This window comes from Thalassovita sp. (assembly GCF_965218685.1).
GTDB lineage: Bacteria > Pseudomonadota > Alphaproteobacteria > Rhodobacterales > Rhodobacteraceae > Thalassobius.
Genome location: NZ_OZ244657.1, coordinates 2,432,679 through 2,448,695, shown reverse-complemented (window position 1 = coordinate 2,448,695; position 16,017 = coordinate 2,432,679). Strand labels below are relative to the sequence as shown.

The window sequence follows — 16,017 nt, the reverse complement described above, 5'->3', positions numbered from 1 at the left end:
ATCCCCCGCAAACAAAATCCAAGGGAACGGAAAGGAAAGACACATGAACGGAGCGGATACCGCCTGGATCATTGTCGCAACAGCACTGGTGCTGTTCATGACGCTGCCGGGGCTGGCACTGTTTTACGGGGGGCTTGTTCGCGCCCGTAACGTGCTGAGCGTCTTTATGCATGTTTACGCCATCGCCTGCCTGATGAGCGTGCTGTGGTTCGCCGTCGGCTACTCGGTCGCATTCGGGGACGGCGGCGCCTATTGGGGCGGCCTGGGCAAGATGTTCCTGATGGGCATCGACGCAGACACCCTGTCGGGCACCCTACCCGAGGTGCTGTTTTTTGCCTTCCAGATGACCTTTGCCATCATCACCCCTGCGCTGATCGTCGGCGCATACGTGGAGCGCATCGGCTTTGGGTTTGTGCTGCTGTTCTCGGCCCTTTGGATGGTGCTGGTTTATGCCCCCGTCACCCACTGGATCTGGGGTGGAGGCTTCCTGGCGGATGGCGGTATCTTCGGTGAAACCGGCGTCAAAGATTTCGCAGGCGGCATCGTTGTGCACGAAACCGCAGGTATTGCCGCGCTGGTGCTGGCCGTCATGCTGGGCGCCCGTAAGAATAAAACCACCCCGCCGCATAACCCCGGCTATGTCATGATCGGCGCGGCCATGTTGTGGGTTGGCTGGTTCGGCTTCAACGGCGGCTCGCAACTGGCAGCTGACGGCGGCGCTGCGATGGCGTTGACCGTGACGCATATTTCGGCCGCGACCGCCTCGTTGACCTGGGCGCTGTGGGAAAAGATCAAGTATGGCAAAGCCTCTTTGGTGGGTATCGTCACCGGCACGATTGCCGGTTTGGCCTCCATCACGCCGGCCTCGGGCTTTGTTGGCCCGATCGAGGCGCTGATTATCGGTGCCGTTGCAGGGATCATGTGCCAAGAGGCCGTGAACCTGATCCGCAACAAGGCCAAGATCGACGACACGCTGGACGTTTTCGCCGTGCACGGTGTGGGCGGTATCTTCGGTACCATCATGATCGCGGCCTTCGGCGCTGGATCCTGGGCGGCTCAGCTGGGCTCGCTGGTGATCGTGGGTGTGTTCACGCTGGTCGTTTCGGTGATCATCGCCAAGGTGGTCGGCCTGATCACGCCGCTGCGTGTTGACGAGGAAACCGAGACCAACGGCCTGGACCTGTCGGCCCATGGCGAGCGCGCCTACGACCACAACTCGTAAGCCACTTATCCAAGAAACCAAAGGCCGCCCCCTACCGGGCGGCCTTTTGCGTTGGGATCAGGTGTAAAGGTCGGCAGCCCGGCGTTCAAAAGCACGGACAATCCGCTGCATCGCCTCGTTGAAGACCACGCCAATGATGCCTTGCAGCATGGCATTGCGGAATTCGAAATCGACGAAGAACTGAACCTCGCAGCCCCCCTCGACATCGGCGAAATCCCAGGACGAGCGCATATGCTTGAACGGGCCATCCAGGTATTCGATCTCAAGCCGTTTTTGCGCGGGCCGCATCACCACGTTCGAGCCGAACCGTTCACGAAAAACCTTGAAGCTGATGACCAGGTCCGCCTTCATCAGGCTGGCCCCCTCGCCCATATCTGTGACCGAGCGCACACGCGCCGCCGCGCACCACGGCAGGAACTGCGGATACTTCGCCACGTCCGCCACCAGATCGTACATCTGTTGCGCAGTATAGGGCAGAATGCGGGTCTCGGAATGGGTTGGCATCGTAGAGCTTGTTTTTCGCGTGACAGTGAGGGGCTATTTCGTAGACTGAGGCCGGAAATTCAAGGGGGTTTCAGGGGGAACTCATGCCACAGCGTCCTTATGTCATTGACGAAATGATCTCGGCCAAGCAAATCGCCGCCCGGATTGAAGAGCTGGCGACCCAGATCAAGGCCGAATATTGCGACACTGACAAGCTGGTTGTGGTTGGCCTGCTGCGTGGCAGTTTCGTGTTCATCGCCGATCTGGTGCGCGAGTTGGATCTGCCGGTCGAGGTGGATTTCCTCGAGGCATCCTCGTATGGGAATTCCACGGAAAGCTCGCGCGAAGTGCGGATTCTCAAGGACTTGCGCGGTGAGATCGAGGGCCGCGACGTGCTGGTGGTCGAGGATATCGTGGACACTGGATATACCCTGCACCATGTCCGCCACCTGCTGGAAGGTCGCGCGCCGCGCAAGATGAAGATCATCGCCCTTTTGGACAAACCCGCCCGCCGCGAGGTCGAAATGCAGGCCGATTGGACCGGGTTCACCATTCCTGACGAATTTGTCGTTGGCTATGGCATCGACTTTGCGCAACGAAATCGCAATCTGCCTTTCATCGGCAAGGTCCGCTTCGAAGACGAGGGCTGAGCCCGTGATCTGGTTTATGCGCATGGCCCGCTGGGCGCGAAATCCCCCGTCTCAGCAGCGCGTGGTCCTGGTGCTGGTGGTTATTGGCCTTTGCCTTGCGCTTTTTGCTGTCGAACGCTGGATCGGATGGCCCGAGGCGCTGACGGTGGAAAAATTGCGGAGGTAAGGGATGCGCTGGATTATAGGACTACTGCTGCTGGCAGCGGCGGGCTGGTTTCTGACCGCCCCGTCCCATGTGGATACGCAGCAGTATGGCAGCCTGCAAGGCAGTGCAGACAGGGGTGAAACAGTATTCCACGCCGCTGGTTGCGCCTCTTGCCATACGGCCCCGGATGCTGAAGATTCGGACCGGCCCATCCTGTCTGGCGGCCGCGCCTTCGCCAGCGAATTTGGCACGTTTTATGCCCCCAATATCTCGCCTGACCCGACCCAAGGGATCGGCGACTGGAGCTTGCCCGAGATGGCAGATGCGCTGGTTCATGGCACCTCTCCTGATGGGCGGCACTATTATCCCGCCCTGCCCTACACGACCTACGCAAAGGCCGCCCCGCAAGACATCGCGGATCTTTTTGCATTTCTGATGACCCTGCCCAAAGACGCAACGCCCAACCGGGCACACGAGGTTGGGTTTCCGTTCAACATTCGCCGTTCCCTGGGCGGTTGGAAGCTGTTGTTCGCTTCGGATGACTGGATGACCGACGCCCCGAGCGAGCAATTGCAACGAGGCCGGTACCTGGTCGAGGCTCTGGCGCATTGCGGCGAATGTCACACTCCGCGGAACGCATTGGGTGGGATGGATCGTGCGAAATGGCTGCAGGGGGCGCCGAACCCTTCGGGTCGGGGGAAAATCCCCGATCTGACCACGTTGGACTGGTCCCAAGATGATCTGGTGGAATACCTGACCAGCGGCTTCACCCCTGATTTCGACAGCGCAGGCGGAGAAATGGCCGAGGTGGTGCAGAACATGGCCCGCCTGCCCCTTTCGGACCGCGAGGCCATCGCCGCTTATCTGATCGCTCTGCGCTGATCAGCGTTTCAGGGGATACCTGTCGCCCTCTTCGAAGACGTCAATGGCCTTGGTATCCGCCTTGATCACGCCGCTGTGGACTACGCCAGCGGGGATGTCATAGGTATCGCCGTTGCGATAGGTGCGGGTTTCGTCCCCGATGGTCAGCTCGATCTCGCCATCAATGACCGTGCCCCACTGGCCCAAGTGCGAATGCGGCGGCAAAACCGCATCCTTGTGAAAATGGAAAAACGCGACCAGCCCGTCGTCAGATGCGATGGCACGAATGGTCACGTCCTCTTCGGTGAAAGCGGTTTCCAGGCTGGGAAAACGGTGAATGAATTCGGCAAAATCGCTCATTCTGCCCCCAATTTCGCCAGACGGTTTTCGCGCAGTCGGGCGAAATCATCGCCCGCGTGATAAGACGAGCGCGTCAGCGGCGTGGCCGACACCATCAGGAAACCCTTGCCGTAAGCGGCCTTTTCATAGGCTGCGAATTCATCAGGATGCACAAAGCGGTCCACGGCGTGGTGTTTCGGCGTCGGTTGCAGGTATTGCCCAATGGTCAGGAAATCGATGTCAGCGGCGCGCATGTCATCCATGACCTGATGCACGCCCTGCTTATCCTCGCCCAGGCCGACCATGATACCGGATTTGGTGAACATGGTTGGGTCCAGTTCTTTGACCCGCTGCAACAGGCGCAGCGAGTGGAAATAGCGCGCACCGGGGCGCACCTCGGGGTAGAGGCCGGGGACGGTTTCCAGGTTGTGATTGAACACGTCCGGTTTCGCGGCGACCACAACCTCCAGCACGTCATCCGAGCATTTCAGAAAGTCCGGCGTCAGGATTTCAATCGTGGTGCCGGGGCTGCGATGCCGTACGGCGCGAATGGTCTGGGCAAAATGCTCGGCGCCGCCATCCTCCAGATCGTCACGGTCCACGCTGGTGATCACCACGTGGTTCAGTCCCAGTTTTTGCACAGCATCGGCAACACGACCCGGTTCGAATGCATCCAGGGTCTGAGGCTTGCCGGTCGCGATGTTACAGAAGGTGCAGCCGCGGGTACAAATCTCGCCCATGATCATCATGGTGGCGTGGCCTTGGCTCCAGCATTCGCCAGCATTCGGACAGCCCGCCTCTTCACACACGGTGACAAGTTTGTTTTCGCGCATGATCTTGTGCGTTTCCTTGTATCCTTCGGATACCGGAGCTTTGACGCGAATCCAGCTTGGCTTCTTCGGCTGAGCATTGTCCGGACGGTGGGCCTTTTCCGGGTGGCGCTGTTCGGGAATTTTCAGGTCACGCACGATCATATTCCTGCTGTTTGTTCAGGCACCACTATAATTCTTAGGCAGCCCAAGCACCAGTGACGCCAAAGCTAAAAAGTAAGCAACAGTCATGCCAGTGCTGCATAGCGGCAATTTTTCATTACCTTCCATAGCTTTGTTCACACAACATGCAGAAAGCATGCACCTTTTCCCACACTGCGACGCAGAATTTGGTCTTGGCACTAGTTTAGAAAGGTTTTAAGAAGTCCGCAAATCAGCCTTTAACCGCAAAAGAGGATCTATCGATGCAAGCTGGCGCAAAACTGCCTAACGTCACTTTCCGTACCCGTGTTCGCGACGAATCCGTGGGTGGCCCGAACCCGTTCCGCTGGGAAGACAAAACCACTGCTGACTTCTTTGATGGCAAGCGCGTGATCCTGTTCTCGCTGCCCGGCGCGTTCACCCCCACCTGCTCGACCTACCAGCTGCCCGGCTTTGAAAAAATGGCTGGCGAGTTTGCTGAAAAAGGCATCGACGAAATCTATGTCATGTCGGTCAACGACAGCTTCGTCATGAACAAGTGGGCGCAGGACCAGAACCTGGAAAACGTCAAAGTCATCCCCGATGGTTCCGGCGAATTCACCCGCAAAGTTGGCATGCTGGTCGCCAAAGACAACCTGGGCTTTGGCATGCGCTCGTGGCGCTATGCGGCCATCGTGAACAACGGTGTGATCGAAGCCTGGTTCGAAGAGCCCGGCCTGTCCGACAACCACGGCGAAGATCCTTACGGCGAAAGCTCGCCTGAAAACCTGATGAAATACCTGGACGCTGCTGGCGAAGCCGTCGCCGCCGAGTAATCCGGTTTTCCTGAGAATTTGATCAAGGCCTGCCCCTTTGGGCGGGCCTTTTTCATGCAGCGATTTCCCGCGTGGATTGTATCAGCTCGCGCCCTGTCTGTCGCAGGATCGCGGCCAGATCGCTGAACCATCCGTCATCCACCGAGGACGCCCTGCGCACCAATCCGATCATTCGCGCAGGCTGCGGCTCGGCAAAGCGCAGCAAATGCATGTCAGGGGCAGCGCGCTGTTCGGATATCGCCGCCATTTCCGGCATCAGCGTCAAGCCAAAGCCGGCCGCAACCAGCCGGGTCAGCGTCGCAAGCGAGGACGCCCCCATGTTGATCTGCCCCTGCGTATCGCGGGGCTGGCCACACACCTCGAGCGCCTGATCGGTCAGACAGTGCCCATCCTCAAGCAGCAACAGTTGCGCCGGGCGCAGTTCGGTCGGGCGCAGAGTTTCAGGGGTGCCAAGCGCCTGCAACCGCGCCTTGGTGCCAGCCAGCAGGAACCGGTCCTCGAACAGGGGTTCCTCGACCAGCCCGGATTCAGAGCTGGGCAACGCCAGAACCGCAGCATCGATTTGCCCGGATTTAAGCGCGTCCAGCAGCCTGTGCGTCTTGCCCTCTTGCACCTGAACGTCCAGCTGGATGTCTTCTGATCGCAACGCGGCCAGCGCGCCGGGCAGCAAATAGGGCGCGATAGTGGGAATCACTCCCAACGTCAAATGCCCGGACAGTCCAGTTTTCCACCGCGCCGATTCTTCAAGCACGCGCACGTCGTCCAGCACCCGGTTCGCCTGCCGCAGGATGCGCCGTCCAAAAGGGGTCAACAGCACGTCCCGCGCCTGTCGCTCAACCAGCGGGCCGCCCAAAAGCGCCTCCAGCTCTTTGATCTGTACAGACAGAGCGGGCTGCGAGACATGCACGATCTTTGCCGCACGGCTGAAGTTACGTTGCTCGGCCAGGGCCTGGAAATAGCGGAGTTGGCGTAGGGTGACACTCATAAGTGCACCCTATCATTTGGGCGAATGACTACAAGATCAGCTTATTCTCAACCGATCATCTGCGCGGCGCTGCCTTGCGATTCATAGTGGCGCTTCAACCGTTGCAGCGCGATCCTCAGTACAATCTTGCCTGAACGCGCGGACCAGCCCATGCGTCTTTCAGCAGTTTCCAGCCCTTCCAGATAGCAGCAGCACCGCAGCGCCACATCGCCCAGCCCCGGACCAAGATCCCGCAGCGCCGATGCCATGCGCGCGCGGGCTGCGGACGGGCCGGTGATGCCCATCTCGGAACTGCCAAAACTGCCGCCAGAAGGGCCGCTGAGGAAATGATCCCAATTCTGGGTCACACCGGGTTCGATCTGGGACAGCTCGAAATCCTCGCGCAGACGTTCACCCGCTGCGACCAGATCGTCGCTCAGGAACGGCTTACCCTCCTTGTCCTTTCGACGCGCCAGCAGGGTCAGCGGGGAATCCGGCGCCGAATAGCGGCTGCGCCCCGTGGTACGAACGCGCCCGCCCCCGACGGAAATTTGTTCGACACCGGCAAACCCGGCCTGCGCCTCGGCAAAGCCCGGCTGGGCGGAATTCTCGCGTTTGGCCAAAAGCGAGGCCAGTGCCGCCCGCCCCATCGAGGTGATGCAATAGCGCGAAATCCGCCCCGGTGCACCGCAGGTGATCCAGTCTTTCAGCGCCATGGCCTGGGCCACCTGGCGATCGACCACGGCGGTGCGCGTGGTGGTGCCGCTGTCGTTTTCCCGCACGACTACGGCTTTTTCCATTTCCTGGGCCACGGCCAGCACCGCGCCTGTTTCGCTCAGGCGCCGCAGGATGCGGGCGGCCTCTTTTTCGAAGGCCTCGGTCTCTACCAGGGGAAGGGAATTTTCTGGGACGCTCATGGTGTCAGGCTCCGGTTTCTTGGTCTCTGAGGTCGATCTTGGCGCCTGAAAATGAGTTTTGCTCAGGCGCAAGAGGGCTTCGTCAACCAAAAGATCTTCTCGTCGGCACTCCAGCTTGCGGATCTGCCGCAAGACAGTCGAGGCATGACATCCAGCCTCGCGCGCGATGGCCCGGATGGTTAATCCGGCCTCGGTATGGGCAAGATAGCGTACCGCACTGTCTGGCACCCACTCCGGCACAGGACCGGTACTTGCTTGCATCGCGATTGCATTCGACATGTCAGCTCCCTGAAGGTCACAGTAGTTGACCGGGTTATCCACGCAATATCCCCAGATCGTTCGCAACCTAAGCGCGGGTTTGTTACCCTTTGGTTAACATTAAACGTTCTGACAATCTTTGTTTCCATTTCGTAAACATTTAAATCGGGCTGCGTTCGGTAGTTTTCGCCATCACGCAACACTACCCTAGGATGTGTCATCGTGTCGGTGAACCTCGTAATCGGAGACCCTGACATGATGGATTTGTTGAGCTTCCTGAGCACCCTGCACCGCCCCCGCCTGCTGATCCGGGCCGCGCGCTATGGAATCGCCGAATATCGGCGCGACATTCATCTGCCACGTATCCTGGAAACCTCGCGTCTGCCGCGATCGGCGGCAGCGCTGTCAGAGCTGATCAATCTTGAAATGGAGGCAGACGATCTTCGGCGCCAAAAGGCGGCCGACTACTCGCCCGCTCAGCATGTCGAATTGTTGATCGCAGTGATGGGAGAGGCGCAACTGCTGCGCGCCTCGACCCAAGCCATCAACTGAACGCGTCGGGCATCGAGGCTTTTTTGCTGGCCACGTAAGCGGCCAGTTCCTCGGCCACTGCGGGATCTATGGCGGGCGCTACAAAGTCCGCCAGCATCTTCTGAACCCGCGCGGATGCCAATGCCATCGTATCGCGCGAGCCTTCCTCGGCCCAGGTCTCGAACGGTTTGTAATCCAGCACATCCGAGCGCCAGAATGCCGTCTGAAAATTCGCCTGGGTATGCGCGCAGCCCAGATAATGCCCGCCCGGCCCGACCTCGCGGATCGCGTCCAGCGCCTGAGCGTTATCGTCCGCACTGATGCCAGCGGCCATCTTGTGCAGCGCGCCCAGCTGATCGGCATCCATCACGAATTTTTCGTAGGACGACACCAACCCGCCTTCAAGCCAACCGCAGGCGTGCAGCATGAAGTTCACGCCTGACAACAGCCCCATGTTCAGTGAATTGGCGCTTTCATAGCCCGCTTGCGCATCCGGCAGTTTCGATCCGGTGAAGCCGCCCGAAGACCGGTACGGTAGCCCCAGACGCCGCGCCAGTTGCCCTGCACCATAGGTGACTTGCGCAGCCTCGGGCGTACCGAACGTAGGCGCCCCCGAGTTCATGTCGATCGAGGTGACAAATGCCCCCATGATCACCGGCGCGCCTTTGCGGATCAGCTGTGAATAGGCAACGCCGGCCATTGTCTCGGCCAGCACCTGCGTCAGCGTCCCCACGACAGAAACAGGCGACATCGCTCCACCCACGATGAACGGGCTGATAATACAGGCCTGATTGTTGCGCGCGTAAACCTCAAGGCTGCCCATCATTACGTCATCAAACGTCAACGGCGAGTTAATGTTGATCAGCGAAGTCATCACAGTGTTCTGCTGGATGAAGTCCTTACCGAACAGAATTTCGCACATATCCACTGAATCCTGCGCGCGGCTGGGCTCGGTGACAGAGCCCATGAAGGGTTTGTCCGACAGGGTCATATGGGCGTGGATCATGTCCAGGTGGCGTTTATTCACCGCAACATCAGTCGGCTCGCAAACCGTGCCGCCCGAATGGTGCAGCCACTTGGACATGTAGCCCAGTTTCACGAAGTTGCGAAAATCCTCGATCGTGGCATAGCGCCGACCACCTGCTGCATCATGCACGAAAGGCGGGCCATAGACTGGCGCCAGCACCAGGCTGCCATCCCCGATCACGACCGAGCGTTCGGGATTGCGCGCATGTTGCGTGAACTGACCGGGGGCGGTCTGGCACAGCTGACGCGCCAAGCCGCGGGGAAATCGGACCCGCTCGCCCTCGATCATCGCGCCAGCGTCGCGCAGCAGGTCCAGCGCCGCAGGGTTGTTGACAAAGTTCACGCCGATTTCTTCCAGTACGGTTTCGGCGTTGTGCTCGATAATCTCAAGCGCTTCGTCGTTCAGCACCTCCAGGTTGGGGATGTTGCGTTGGATGTACTGTGCGGTCTCAAAGGACACCGCCGTACGTGCTGCCCGTCTTGCGGCGCCGCCGCCCCCGCGCCGTCTGCGCCCGGCCTGTTCGCTCATTCCTGATTCTCCCCGGAGTGTTGGTTGTTCTCAGTTTTAAGCCCGTTCCAAGGCTTAGCTTGGAAGGAATGCGGCCTTTGAGGCGCAAAAACGACCTCTGCCCCGGCTAAGGCCCGCTTTGTCGCGCCGCGCCCTCTTGCACGGGCATTCAAGCCGCCTTATTGGGCGTACATGACCCAAGACACCCATGACCGCCTTCTCATCATCGACTTTGGCAGCCAGGTCACGCAGCTGATTGCGCGTCGCCTGCGCGAGCTGAGCGTCTATTGCGAAATCCACCCCTACCAGAACGTCACCGACGCGTTCCTGGCCGAATTTGCGCCCAAGGCCATCATCTTTTCGGGTGGCCCGGATTCGGTGATGCGCGAGGGATCGCCCCGTCCGCCGAAATCGGCCTATGATCTTGGTGTGCCGATCCTGGGCATCTGCTATGGTCAGCAGGTGATGATGCATGATCTGGGCGGCCGCGTCGAAGCAGGTGAACACGCCACTGCCGAATTTGGCCGCGCTTACGTGACGCCCAAGGCGACGCATCCCGATTTCCTGACTGGCTGGTTCCTGGAAGGGCAAGAGCAGGTCTGGATGTCCCACGGCGACCACGTGGCCGAGATTGCCCCCGGCTTTGAGGTCTTTGGCACCTCGCCTGGCGCTCCGTTTGCCATCACCGCGGACCTCAGCCGCAACTTTTTTGCCGTGCAGTTCCACCCCGAGGTGCACCACACCCCGAACGGCGCCACGCTGTACGAGAATTTCGTCAAACTGGCGGGCTTCAGCGGCGATTGGACCATGGGTGCTTACCGCGAGGAAATGATCGCGAAAATCCGCGAACAGGTGGGCGACAAACAAGTCATCTGTGCCCTGTCTGGTGGCGTGGACAGCTCGGTCACCGGCATCCTGCTGCACGAGGCCATCGGCGATCAGCTGACCTGTGTGTTTGTGGATCATGGTCTTTTGCGTCTGAACGAGGCCGAGCAGGTCGTCTCGATGTTCCGCGACAATTATAACCTGAACCTGATCCATGCCGACGAAAGCGACCTGTTCCTGGGCGAGCTGAAAGGCGTTTCCGATCCGGAAACAAAACGCAAAATCATTGGCAAACTGTTCATCGACGTATTCCAGAAATACGCAGACGGAATCGAAGGCGCCGAATTCCTGGCACAGGGCACCCTGTATCCGGACGTTATTGAATCGGTCTCGTTCAGCGGCGGCCCTTCGGTCACCATCAAATCGCACCACAATGTGGGCGGTCTGCCGGAAAAAATGGGTTTGAAACTGGTCGAGCCCCTGCGCGAGCTGTTCAAGGACGAGGTCCGCGCACTGGGTCACGAGCTGGGTCTGCCGGCCAGCTTTATCGGTCGTCACCCCTTCCCCGGGCCGGGCCTGGCGATCCGCTGCCCCGGCGAGATCACCCGCGACAAGCTGGAGATCCTGCGCAAAGCAGACGCCGTCTATATCGACCAGATCCGCAAGCACGGCCTTTATGATGACATCTGGCAAGCGTTTGCCGCGATCCTGCCGATGCGCACCGTGGGTGTGATGGGCGACGGTCGGACCTATGACTATGCCGTGGCGCTGCGGGCGGTGACGTCCGTGGATGGGATGACCGCAGATTACTACCCGTTCACGCATGAATTCCTGGGCGAAACCTCGACCCGGATCATCAACGAGGTGAAGGGTGTGAACCGCGTCTTCTATGATTGCACCTCGAAACCGCCTGGCACGATCGAGCTGGAATAGTCCATTTCTCGCCCCGCCGGACACGATCCAGCGGGGCGTTTTTCTGAATGGCGCTTCGGCGGAACACCTCATGGCTGTACGCAAGCACCCCCAAACCACCCAGAAATCGCCGCGCCGCAGCATGGCCGCGCCCGTTTTGCGCCCGAAATGCAAATAATTGCGCTGATTTATTGGGCATTCCGCGTCTAGCACCCAAAACCACCCCCCTCAATTTTGACTCAACCCCACCCTATCGCCTTCGATGAAGGTGCAGGGCGCTTAGGGTTCCGCTGTCATTCTCTCCCTCCCTTGAATGACAGGTCTGGTCCGAGAAGAGCCACCTTGGCGGCAAATTCCGCTCGGGCACACGGCGGGCCAAAATCCCGGGAGACTACTGCGCAGGTTTCGGCCGCGCCCATACGTCTTTGTTCCGCCAGCGCAGCGAAACCCACCCAAGAAAAACGGCGGGACGCACAACGGGGAATGTTATGATCAAGAAAAGCCTTCTATCCGCTGCCGCCCTTACCGCCGGGATGCTGAGTGCGGCTGCTCCGGCGCTGGCCGAGGAAAAAACCGAATTCAAACTGGCATGGTCCATCTATGTCGGCTGGATGCCTTGGGGATACCTCGAGGACAGCGGCATCATGGACAAATGGGCCGACAAATACGGCATCACGGTCGATATCGTTCAGATCAACGACTACGTGGAATCCATCAACCAATACACCGCCGGCGAGTTTGACGGCGTATCCGCCACCAACATGGACACGCTGTCCATCCCGTCGGGCGGTGGTGTGGACACGACCGCGCTGATCGTGGGCGACTATTCCAACGGCAATGACGCGGTGATCCTGAAAGGCGAAGGCGGCCTGGCCGATCTGAAGGGCAAGCCGGTGAACCTGGTTGAACTGTCGGTCAGCCACTACCTGCTGGCGCGCGGCCTGGACACCGTGGGATTGTCGGAATCTGATCTGGACGCGGTAATCAACACCTCAGACGCGGACATGATCGCGGCCTATGCCACCTCGGATGTTGAAACCGTTGTGACCTGGAACCCGCTTGTCAGCGAGATCCTTGGCTCGAACCCGGATGCCAACAACATCTTCGACAGCTCGATGATCCCCGGCGAAATTCTGGACCTGATGGTCGTGAACACCGAAACGCTGGCTGACAACCCCGCCTTTGGTAAGGCCGTGGCCGGTGCCTGGTACGAGGTCATGAGCCTGATGGCCGCAGGTGACGAGGCCGCGCTGACAGCCATGGCCGAAGCATCCGGCACCGATTTGGCGGGCTACAAGGCTCAGCTGGCCGCGACCGAGATGTTCTTTGATCCTGCTGCTGCTGTGGCTCAGGCCAGTGCCCCAGAGCTTCCCACGACCATGACCAACGTGGCCGAGTTCCTGTTTGACAAGGGTATCCTGGGTGAAGGCGCCCCCAGCGCTGATTTTGTCGGCATTGAATATCCGGGCGGTGTGACCACCGGTGATGCGGGCAATATCAAGTTCCGCTTCGACACGACCTATATGCAGATGGCCGCTGACGGCGCGCTGTAAGCACCCATGAAACCATGAGCGGGCCGTCGCTGTGGCGGCCCGACCACCCGGACCCCAGGGGGCATCATGCGACTGATCAACCACATACCAGGAAGACCCATGGGCCTGTTATTGGCAGCCCTGCCCTTCGTGGCCATACTGATCGCCTATACCGTGGCATCGGATATCCGGCTCGAAGCCAACCCGCAGGACAAGTTGCTGCCTGCTTTGGACACGATCCGCGACACGGCCGCCCGCCTGTTCACCCAACCCGACAAGCGATCCGGCGACATCCTGTTGTGGAAAGACACCGGAGCTTCGCTGGCCCGCCTTATCGGGGGTGTCGCCATATCAGCCATTATATCGCTGGTGCTGGGGATGCTGATCGGGTTGTTGCCCTATGCGCGGCGCACCCTATCGGATTTCGTAGCCGTACTGTCCATGGTTCCACCCCTTGCGCTGCTGCCCATCCTGTTCATCGTTTTCGGCCTGGGCGAAGTGTCGAAGGTCGTGCTGATTGTCATCGGCATCACACCATTTATGACGCGAGACCTGTCGCAACGTGTTCTGGACATCCCGCACGAACAGATCGTCAAGGCGCAGACCCTTGGTGCCTCGACCGCGGTGATCGCTTTGCGTGTCGCGCTGCCTCAGGTGCTGCCGCGCCTGATTTCGAACGTTCGCCTGTCGCTGGGATCGGCCTGGCTGTTCCTGATCGCGGCCGAGGCTGTGGCCTCGAATGTAGGGCTTGGCTACCGCATCTTCCTGGTGCGGCGCTATCTCGCGATGGATGTGATTCTGACCTACGTGATTTGGATCACCCTTCTGGCCTTTGTCATCGACTGGGCGCTGAAGACCCTGTCACGCAAAAGCTTCCCCTGGATGGAGGCCGGCCTATGACCCGTTTGAACAAGGAGGCCCGCATATGAGCTTCGTATCCGTCTCGAATGTCTGGCAGGCCTATGGCGGCCGCTCGATCCTGGAGCGCGTCAACGTGGACATTGCCCAGGGTGAATTCATCTCGATCGTTGGCGCTTCGGGCTGCGGCAAATCCACCTTTCTGCGCATGTTGCTGGCCGAAGAAACCCCTGTGCGCGGTGACATCCGCATTGATGGCGGCGAACCCGCACGCGAGCCGGGACTGGAACGCGGGGTGGTGTTTCAACGCTACTCGGTCTTTCCACATATGACCGTGCGCGAAAATATCCTTGCTGGCGAAGGCTTTGCCACCGGTTGGGGCAAGTTGTTCGGTGCCAAGCGCAAGGCCGCGAACGAACGCGCCGACCAGATGCTGGCCCGCATCGGCCTGAACCATGTGGCCGATCAATATCCAGCCAGCTTGTCAGGCGGGATGCAGCAGCGACTGGCTATCGGTCAAGCCCTGACAGCAAAGCCGCGAGTGTTGCTGCTGGATGAACCCTTTGGTGCACTGGACCCAGGTACGCGCCTGCAAATGCATGATTTCCTGATGGAGCTGAAGGCCGAAACCGGCATGACCGTCTTTATGGTCAGCCACGATCTTGAGGAAGCCTTCAAGCTGGGCGACCGCGTGCTGGTCTTCGATAAACCCCGATGGGATCCGGTTGATCCGGGGCTGTATGGCGCGACCATCACCTATGATTTTGATGCGCGGGACAAGGGTATTCCTTTCCAGAACATTCTGGATCAATACCCCTCGCTGGTACCTGCCTGACCCTTTGGCCGCGCGCGCCGCTGGGCCCCGCGCGCTGGCCTCCACCAAGGCCCGGAAGACCGCCCCAAGGGGCATAATGACGATTAGGAGACAGGTATGTTTTCGGATCTTGGACGTTCGCGTTCTCACCATCCGCGCGATGCGCGCACCGCACATGAGGCGCGCGAGCGTCGGCCACACCACCCGGACCTCAGCAAACTGGCTGGCTGGAAGGCCATGCAAAAAGAGGCCGACCTGCCCGAAGGCCGTGCCGACGAAGAACGCCGCTGGGCGCTGCGCATGGGCCTGACAGGCGCAGACTCGATCGAGGATAAATCGATCCCAACCTTCGCACGCGGCGAGCTGCCTCATTTCGCGGGCATCAACACTTTCCTCAAGGCCCCATATGCCGAGGACGTGCTGGAGGTCGCCAACTATGACGCTACCGTGCTGGGCATCCCCTTTGACGGCGGCACGACCTACCGGCCCGGCACGCGTTTCGGACCGCAAGGCCTGCGCAAAATCTCGGCGCTGTACACGCCCTATAACTATGAGCTGGGCGTTGACCTGCGTGAACAGATGACCATGTGCGACGCGGGCGACGTGTTCACCATCCCCGCCAATATCGAGAAGAGCTTTGACCAGATCAGCCGGGCGGTCAGCCATGTGTTTTCGTCAGGCTCCTTGCCCATCATGATCGGCGGCGACCACTCGATTGGCTTTCCTTGTGTGCGCGGGATAGCCGAGTGTACCTCCAAGAAAATCGGGATCGTTCATTTCGACCGCCATGCCGACATCCAGGAAAAGGATCTGGATGAACGCATGCATACAACCCCTTGGTTTCATTCAACCAACTTGCCGAATGTACCCGCCAAGAACCTTGTCCAAATCGGTATCGGAGGCTGGCAGGTCCCGCGCGAGGCCGTCAAGGTCGCCCGCGAGCGTGAAACCAACATCATCACCATGGGCGACATGGAAAAGATGGGCGTCGACAAGACCATCGAAATGGCGCTGGAGATGGCCTGGGATGGTGTAGACATGGTCTATATGTCCTTCGACATTGACAGCATTGACTGCGGATTTGTCCCCGGCACCGGCTGGCCTGAACCCGGCGGGTTCCTCCCGCGCGAGGCGCTGGCGCTGGCATCGGGCATTGCGGCCGAAGGCATCTGCGGGATGGAGCTGGTCGAGGTCAGCCCGCCCTATGACACCAGCGACATCACCGCGCTGATGGGCACCCGCGTGATCGTGGACGTGCTGGGGGCCCTGGTCTCCAACGGCAAACTTGGCGCGCATAAGAAATTCATCGACAAACCCGTCACCACGCCGCATGGCGAGTTTTCGGGCAAACGCTGGTCGAATGACGGCCCGCACAAGATTGGATGA

Annotated in this window: 17 protein-coding genes and 1 riboswitch; of the genes, 11 read left to right on the top strand and 6 right to left on the bottom strand. The window is 59.9% G+C overall.

Annotated elements, in window-relative coordinates:
• The first annotated feature begins 43 nt into the window (after positions 1-43).
• Positions 44-1,222, top strand: coding sequence for an ammonium transporter (locus ACOQOQ_RS12145; protein WP_420567251.1), 1,179 nt, complete (start codon positions 44-46; stop codon positions 1,220-1,222).
• A 57-nt stretch (positions 1,223-1,279) separates the two neighbouring features.
• Here ACOQOQ_RS12145 and ACOQOQ_RS12140 read toward each other — a convergent pair whose 3' ends face one another.
• A complete protein-coding gene (locus ACOQOQ_RS12140) occupies positions 1,280-1,726 on the bottom strand; it encodes a type II toxin-antitoxin system RatA family toxin (protein ID WP_420567250.1) in 447 nt (148 codons plus the stop codon).
• An 83-nt stretch (positions 1,727-1,809) separates the two neighbouring features.
• Here ACOQOQ_RS12140 and hpt point away from each other — a divergent pair, with 83 nt between their 5' ends.
• Genes hpt through ACOQOQ_RS12125 form a run of 3 tightly spaced genes read left to right on the top strand, consistent with a single transcriptional unit; the run spans position 1,810 to position 3,382 of the window.
• Positions 1,810-2,355 carry a hypoxanthine phosphoribosyltransferase gene (hpt, locus tag ACOQOQ_RS12135; protein ID WP_420567249.1) on the top strand — a complete coding sequence of 182 codons (546 nt, stop codon included), beginning with the start codon at positions 1,810-1,812 and terminating at the stop codon, positions 2,353-2,355.
• 4 nt (positions 2,356-2,359) lie between these two features.
• Positions 2,360-2,521: a hypothetical protein gene (locus ACOQOQ_RS12130; RefSeq protein WP_420567248.1), complete on the top strand. Its 162-nt coding sequence runs from the start codon at positions 2,360-2,362 to the stop codon at positions 2,519-2,521.
• Positions 2,522-2,524: 3 nt separating this feature from the next.
• Complete coding sequence (locus ACOQOQ_RS12125) at positions 2,525-3,382, top strand: c-type cytochrome (RefSeq protein WP_420567247.1); 858 nt, start codon at positions 2,525-2,527, stop codon at positions 3,380-3,382.
• Here the strand turns inward: ACOQOQ_RS12125 and ACOQOQ_RS12120 are convergent, their stop codons facing one another.
• On the bottom strand, positions 3,383-3,721 hold the full coding sequence (locus ACOQOQ_RS12120; RefSeq protein ID WP_420567246.1) for a cupin domain-containing protein: 339 nt from the start codon (positions 3,719-3,721) through the stop codon (positions 3,383-3,385).
• Positions 3,718-4,668: a lipoyl synthase gene (lipA, locus tag ACOQOQ_RS12115; protein WP_420567245.1), complete on the bottom strand. Its 951-nt coding sequence runs from the start codon at positions 4,666-4,668 to the stop codon at positions 3,718-3,720. The genes ACOQOQ_RS12120 and lipA overlap by 4 nt, the downstream gene beginning before the upstream one ends.
• A gap of 266 nt (positions 4,669-4,934) precedes the next feature.
• Here lipA and ACOQOQ_RS12110 point away from each other — a divergent pair, with 266 nt between their 5' ends.
• Complete coding sequence (locus ACOQOQ_RS12110) at positions 4,935-5,486, top strand: peroxiredoxin (protein ID WP_420567244.1); 552 nt, start codon at positions 4,935-4,937, stop codon at positions 5,484-5,486.
• Between the two features lie 52 nt (positions 5,487-5,538).
• Here ACOQOQ_RS12110 and ACOQOQ_RS12105 read toward each other — a convergent pair whose 3' ends face one another.
• Both ACOQOQ_RS12105 and ACOQOQ_RS12100 read right to left on the bottom strand, forming a co-directional pair.
• Positions 5,539-6,471, bottom strand: coding sequence for a LysR substrate-binding domain-containing protein (locus tag ACOQOQ_RS12105; RefSeq protein WP_420567243.1), 933 nt, complete (start codon positions 6,469-6,471; stop codon positions 5,539-5,541).
• Between the two features lie 47 nt (positions 6,472-6,518).
• Positions 6,519-7,646: a DUF6456 domain-containing protein gene (locus ACOQOQ_RS12100; protein ID WP_420567242.1), complete on the bottom strand. Its 1,128-nt coding sequence runs from the start codon at positions 7,644-7,646 to the stop codon at positions 6,519-6,521.
• A 234-nt stretch (positions 7,647-7,880) separates the two neighbouring features.
• On the opposite strand from ACOQOQ_RS12100, the gene ACOQOQ_RS12095 reads away from it, so the two are divergent.
• Positions 7,881-8,177 carry a DUF6477 family protein gene (locus ACOQOQ_RS12095; protein WP_420567241.1) on the top strand — a complete coding sequence of 99 codons (297 nt, stop codon included), beginning with the start codon at positions 7,881-7,883 and terminating at the stop codon, positions 8,175-8,177.
• Here ACOQOQ_RS12095 and ACOQOQ_RS12090 read toward each other — a convergent pair.
• A complete protein-coding gene (locus ACOQOQ_RS12090; protein WP_420567240.1) occupies positions 8,170-9,711 on the bottom strand; it encodes a trimethylamine methyltransferase family protein in 1,542 nt (513 codons plus the stop codon). The two genes, ACOQOQ_RS12095 and ACOQOQ_RS12090, sit on opposite strands and share 8 nt — an antisense overlap.
• A 171-nt stretch (positions 9,712-9,882) precedes the next feature.
• On the opposite strand from ACOQOQ_RS12090, the gene guaA reads away from it, so the two are divergent.
• The 5 genes from guaA (at position 9,883) to ACOQOQ_RS12065 (ending at position 16,017) form a co-directional block, all read left to right on the top strand.
• Complete coding sequence (gene guaA, locus ACOQOQ_RS12085; protein ID WP_420567239.1) at positions 9,883-11,448, top strand: glutamine-hydrolyzing GMP synthase; 1,566 nt, start codon at positions 9,883-9,885, stop codon at positions 11,446-11,448.
• Between the two features lie 247 nt (positions 11,449-11,695).
• Positions 11,696-11,819, top strand: a riboswitch (guanidine-I (ykkC/yxkD leader).
• 96 nt (positions 11,820-11,915) lie between these two features.
• Entirely contained in the window at positions 11,916-12,980 is a 1,065-nt protein-coding gene (locus ACOQOQ_RS12080; RefSeq protein ID WP_420567238.1) for a putative urea ABC transporter substrate-binding protein, read from the top strand.
• A 99-nt stretch (positions 12,981-13,079) separates the two neighbouring features.
• The gene (locus ACOQOQ_RS12075) at positions 13,080-13,859 is read left to right on the top strand and encodes an ABC transporter permease (protein WP_420567237.1); all 780 of its coding nucleotides are present in this window, start codon (positions 13,080-13,082) and stop codon (positions 13,857-13,859) included.
• A gap of 25 nt (positions 13,860-13,884) precedes the next feature.
• Positions 13,885-14,652, top strand: a complete 768-nt coding sequence (locus ACOQOQ_RS12070; protein ID WP_420567236.1) for an ABC transporter ATP-binding protein — start codon at positions 13,885-13,887, stop codon at positions 14,650-14,652.
• A 96-nt stretch (positions 14,653-14,748) separates the two neighbouring features.
• Positions 14,749-16,017 (top strand): agmatinase family protein, encoded by a 1,269-nt coding sequence (locus ACOQOQ_RS12065; protein ID WP_420567235.1) that lies wholly within the window; start codon positions 14,749-14,751, stop codon positions 16,015-16,017.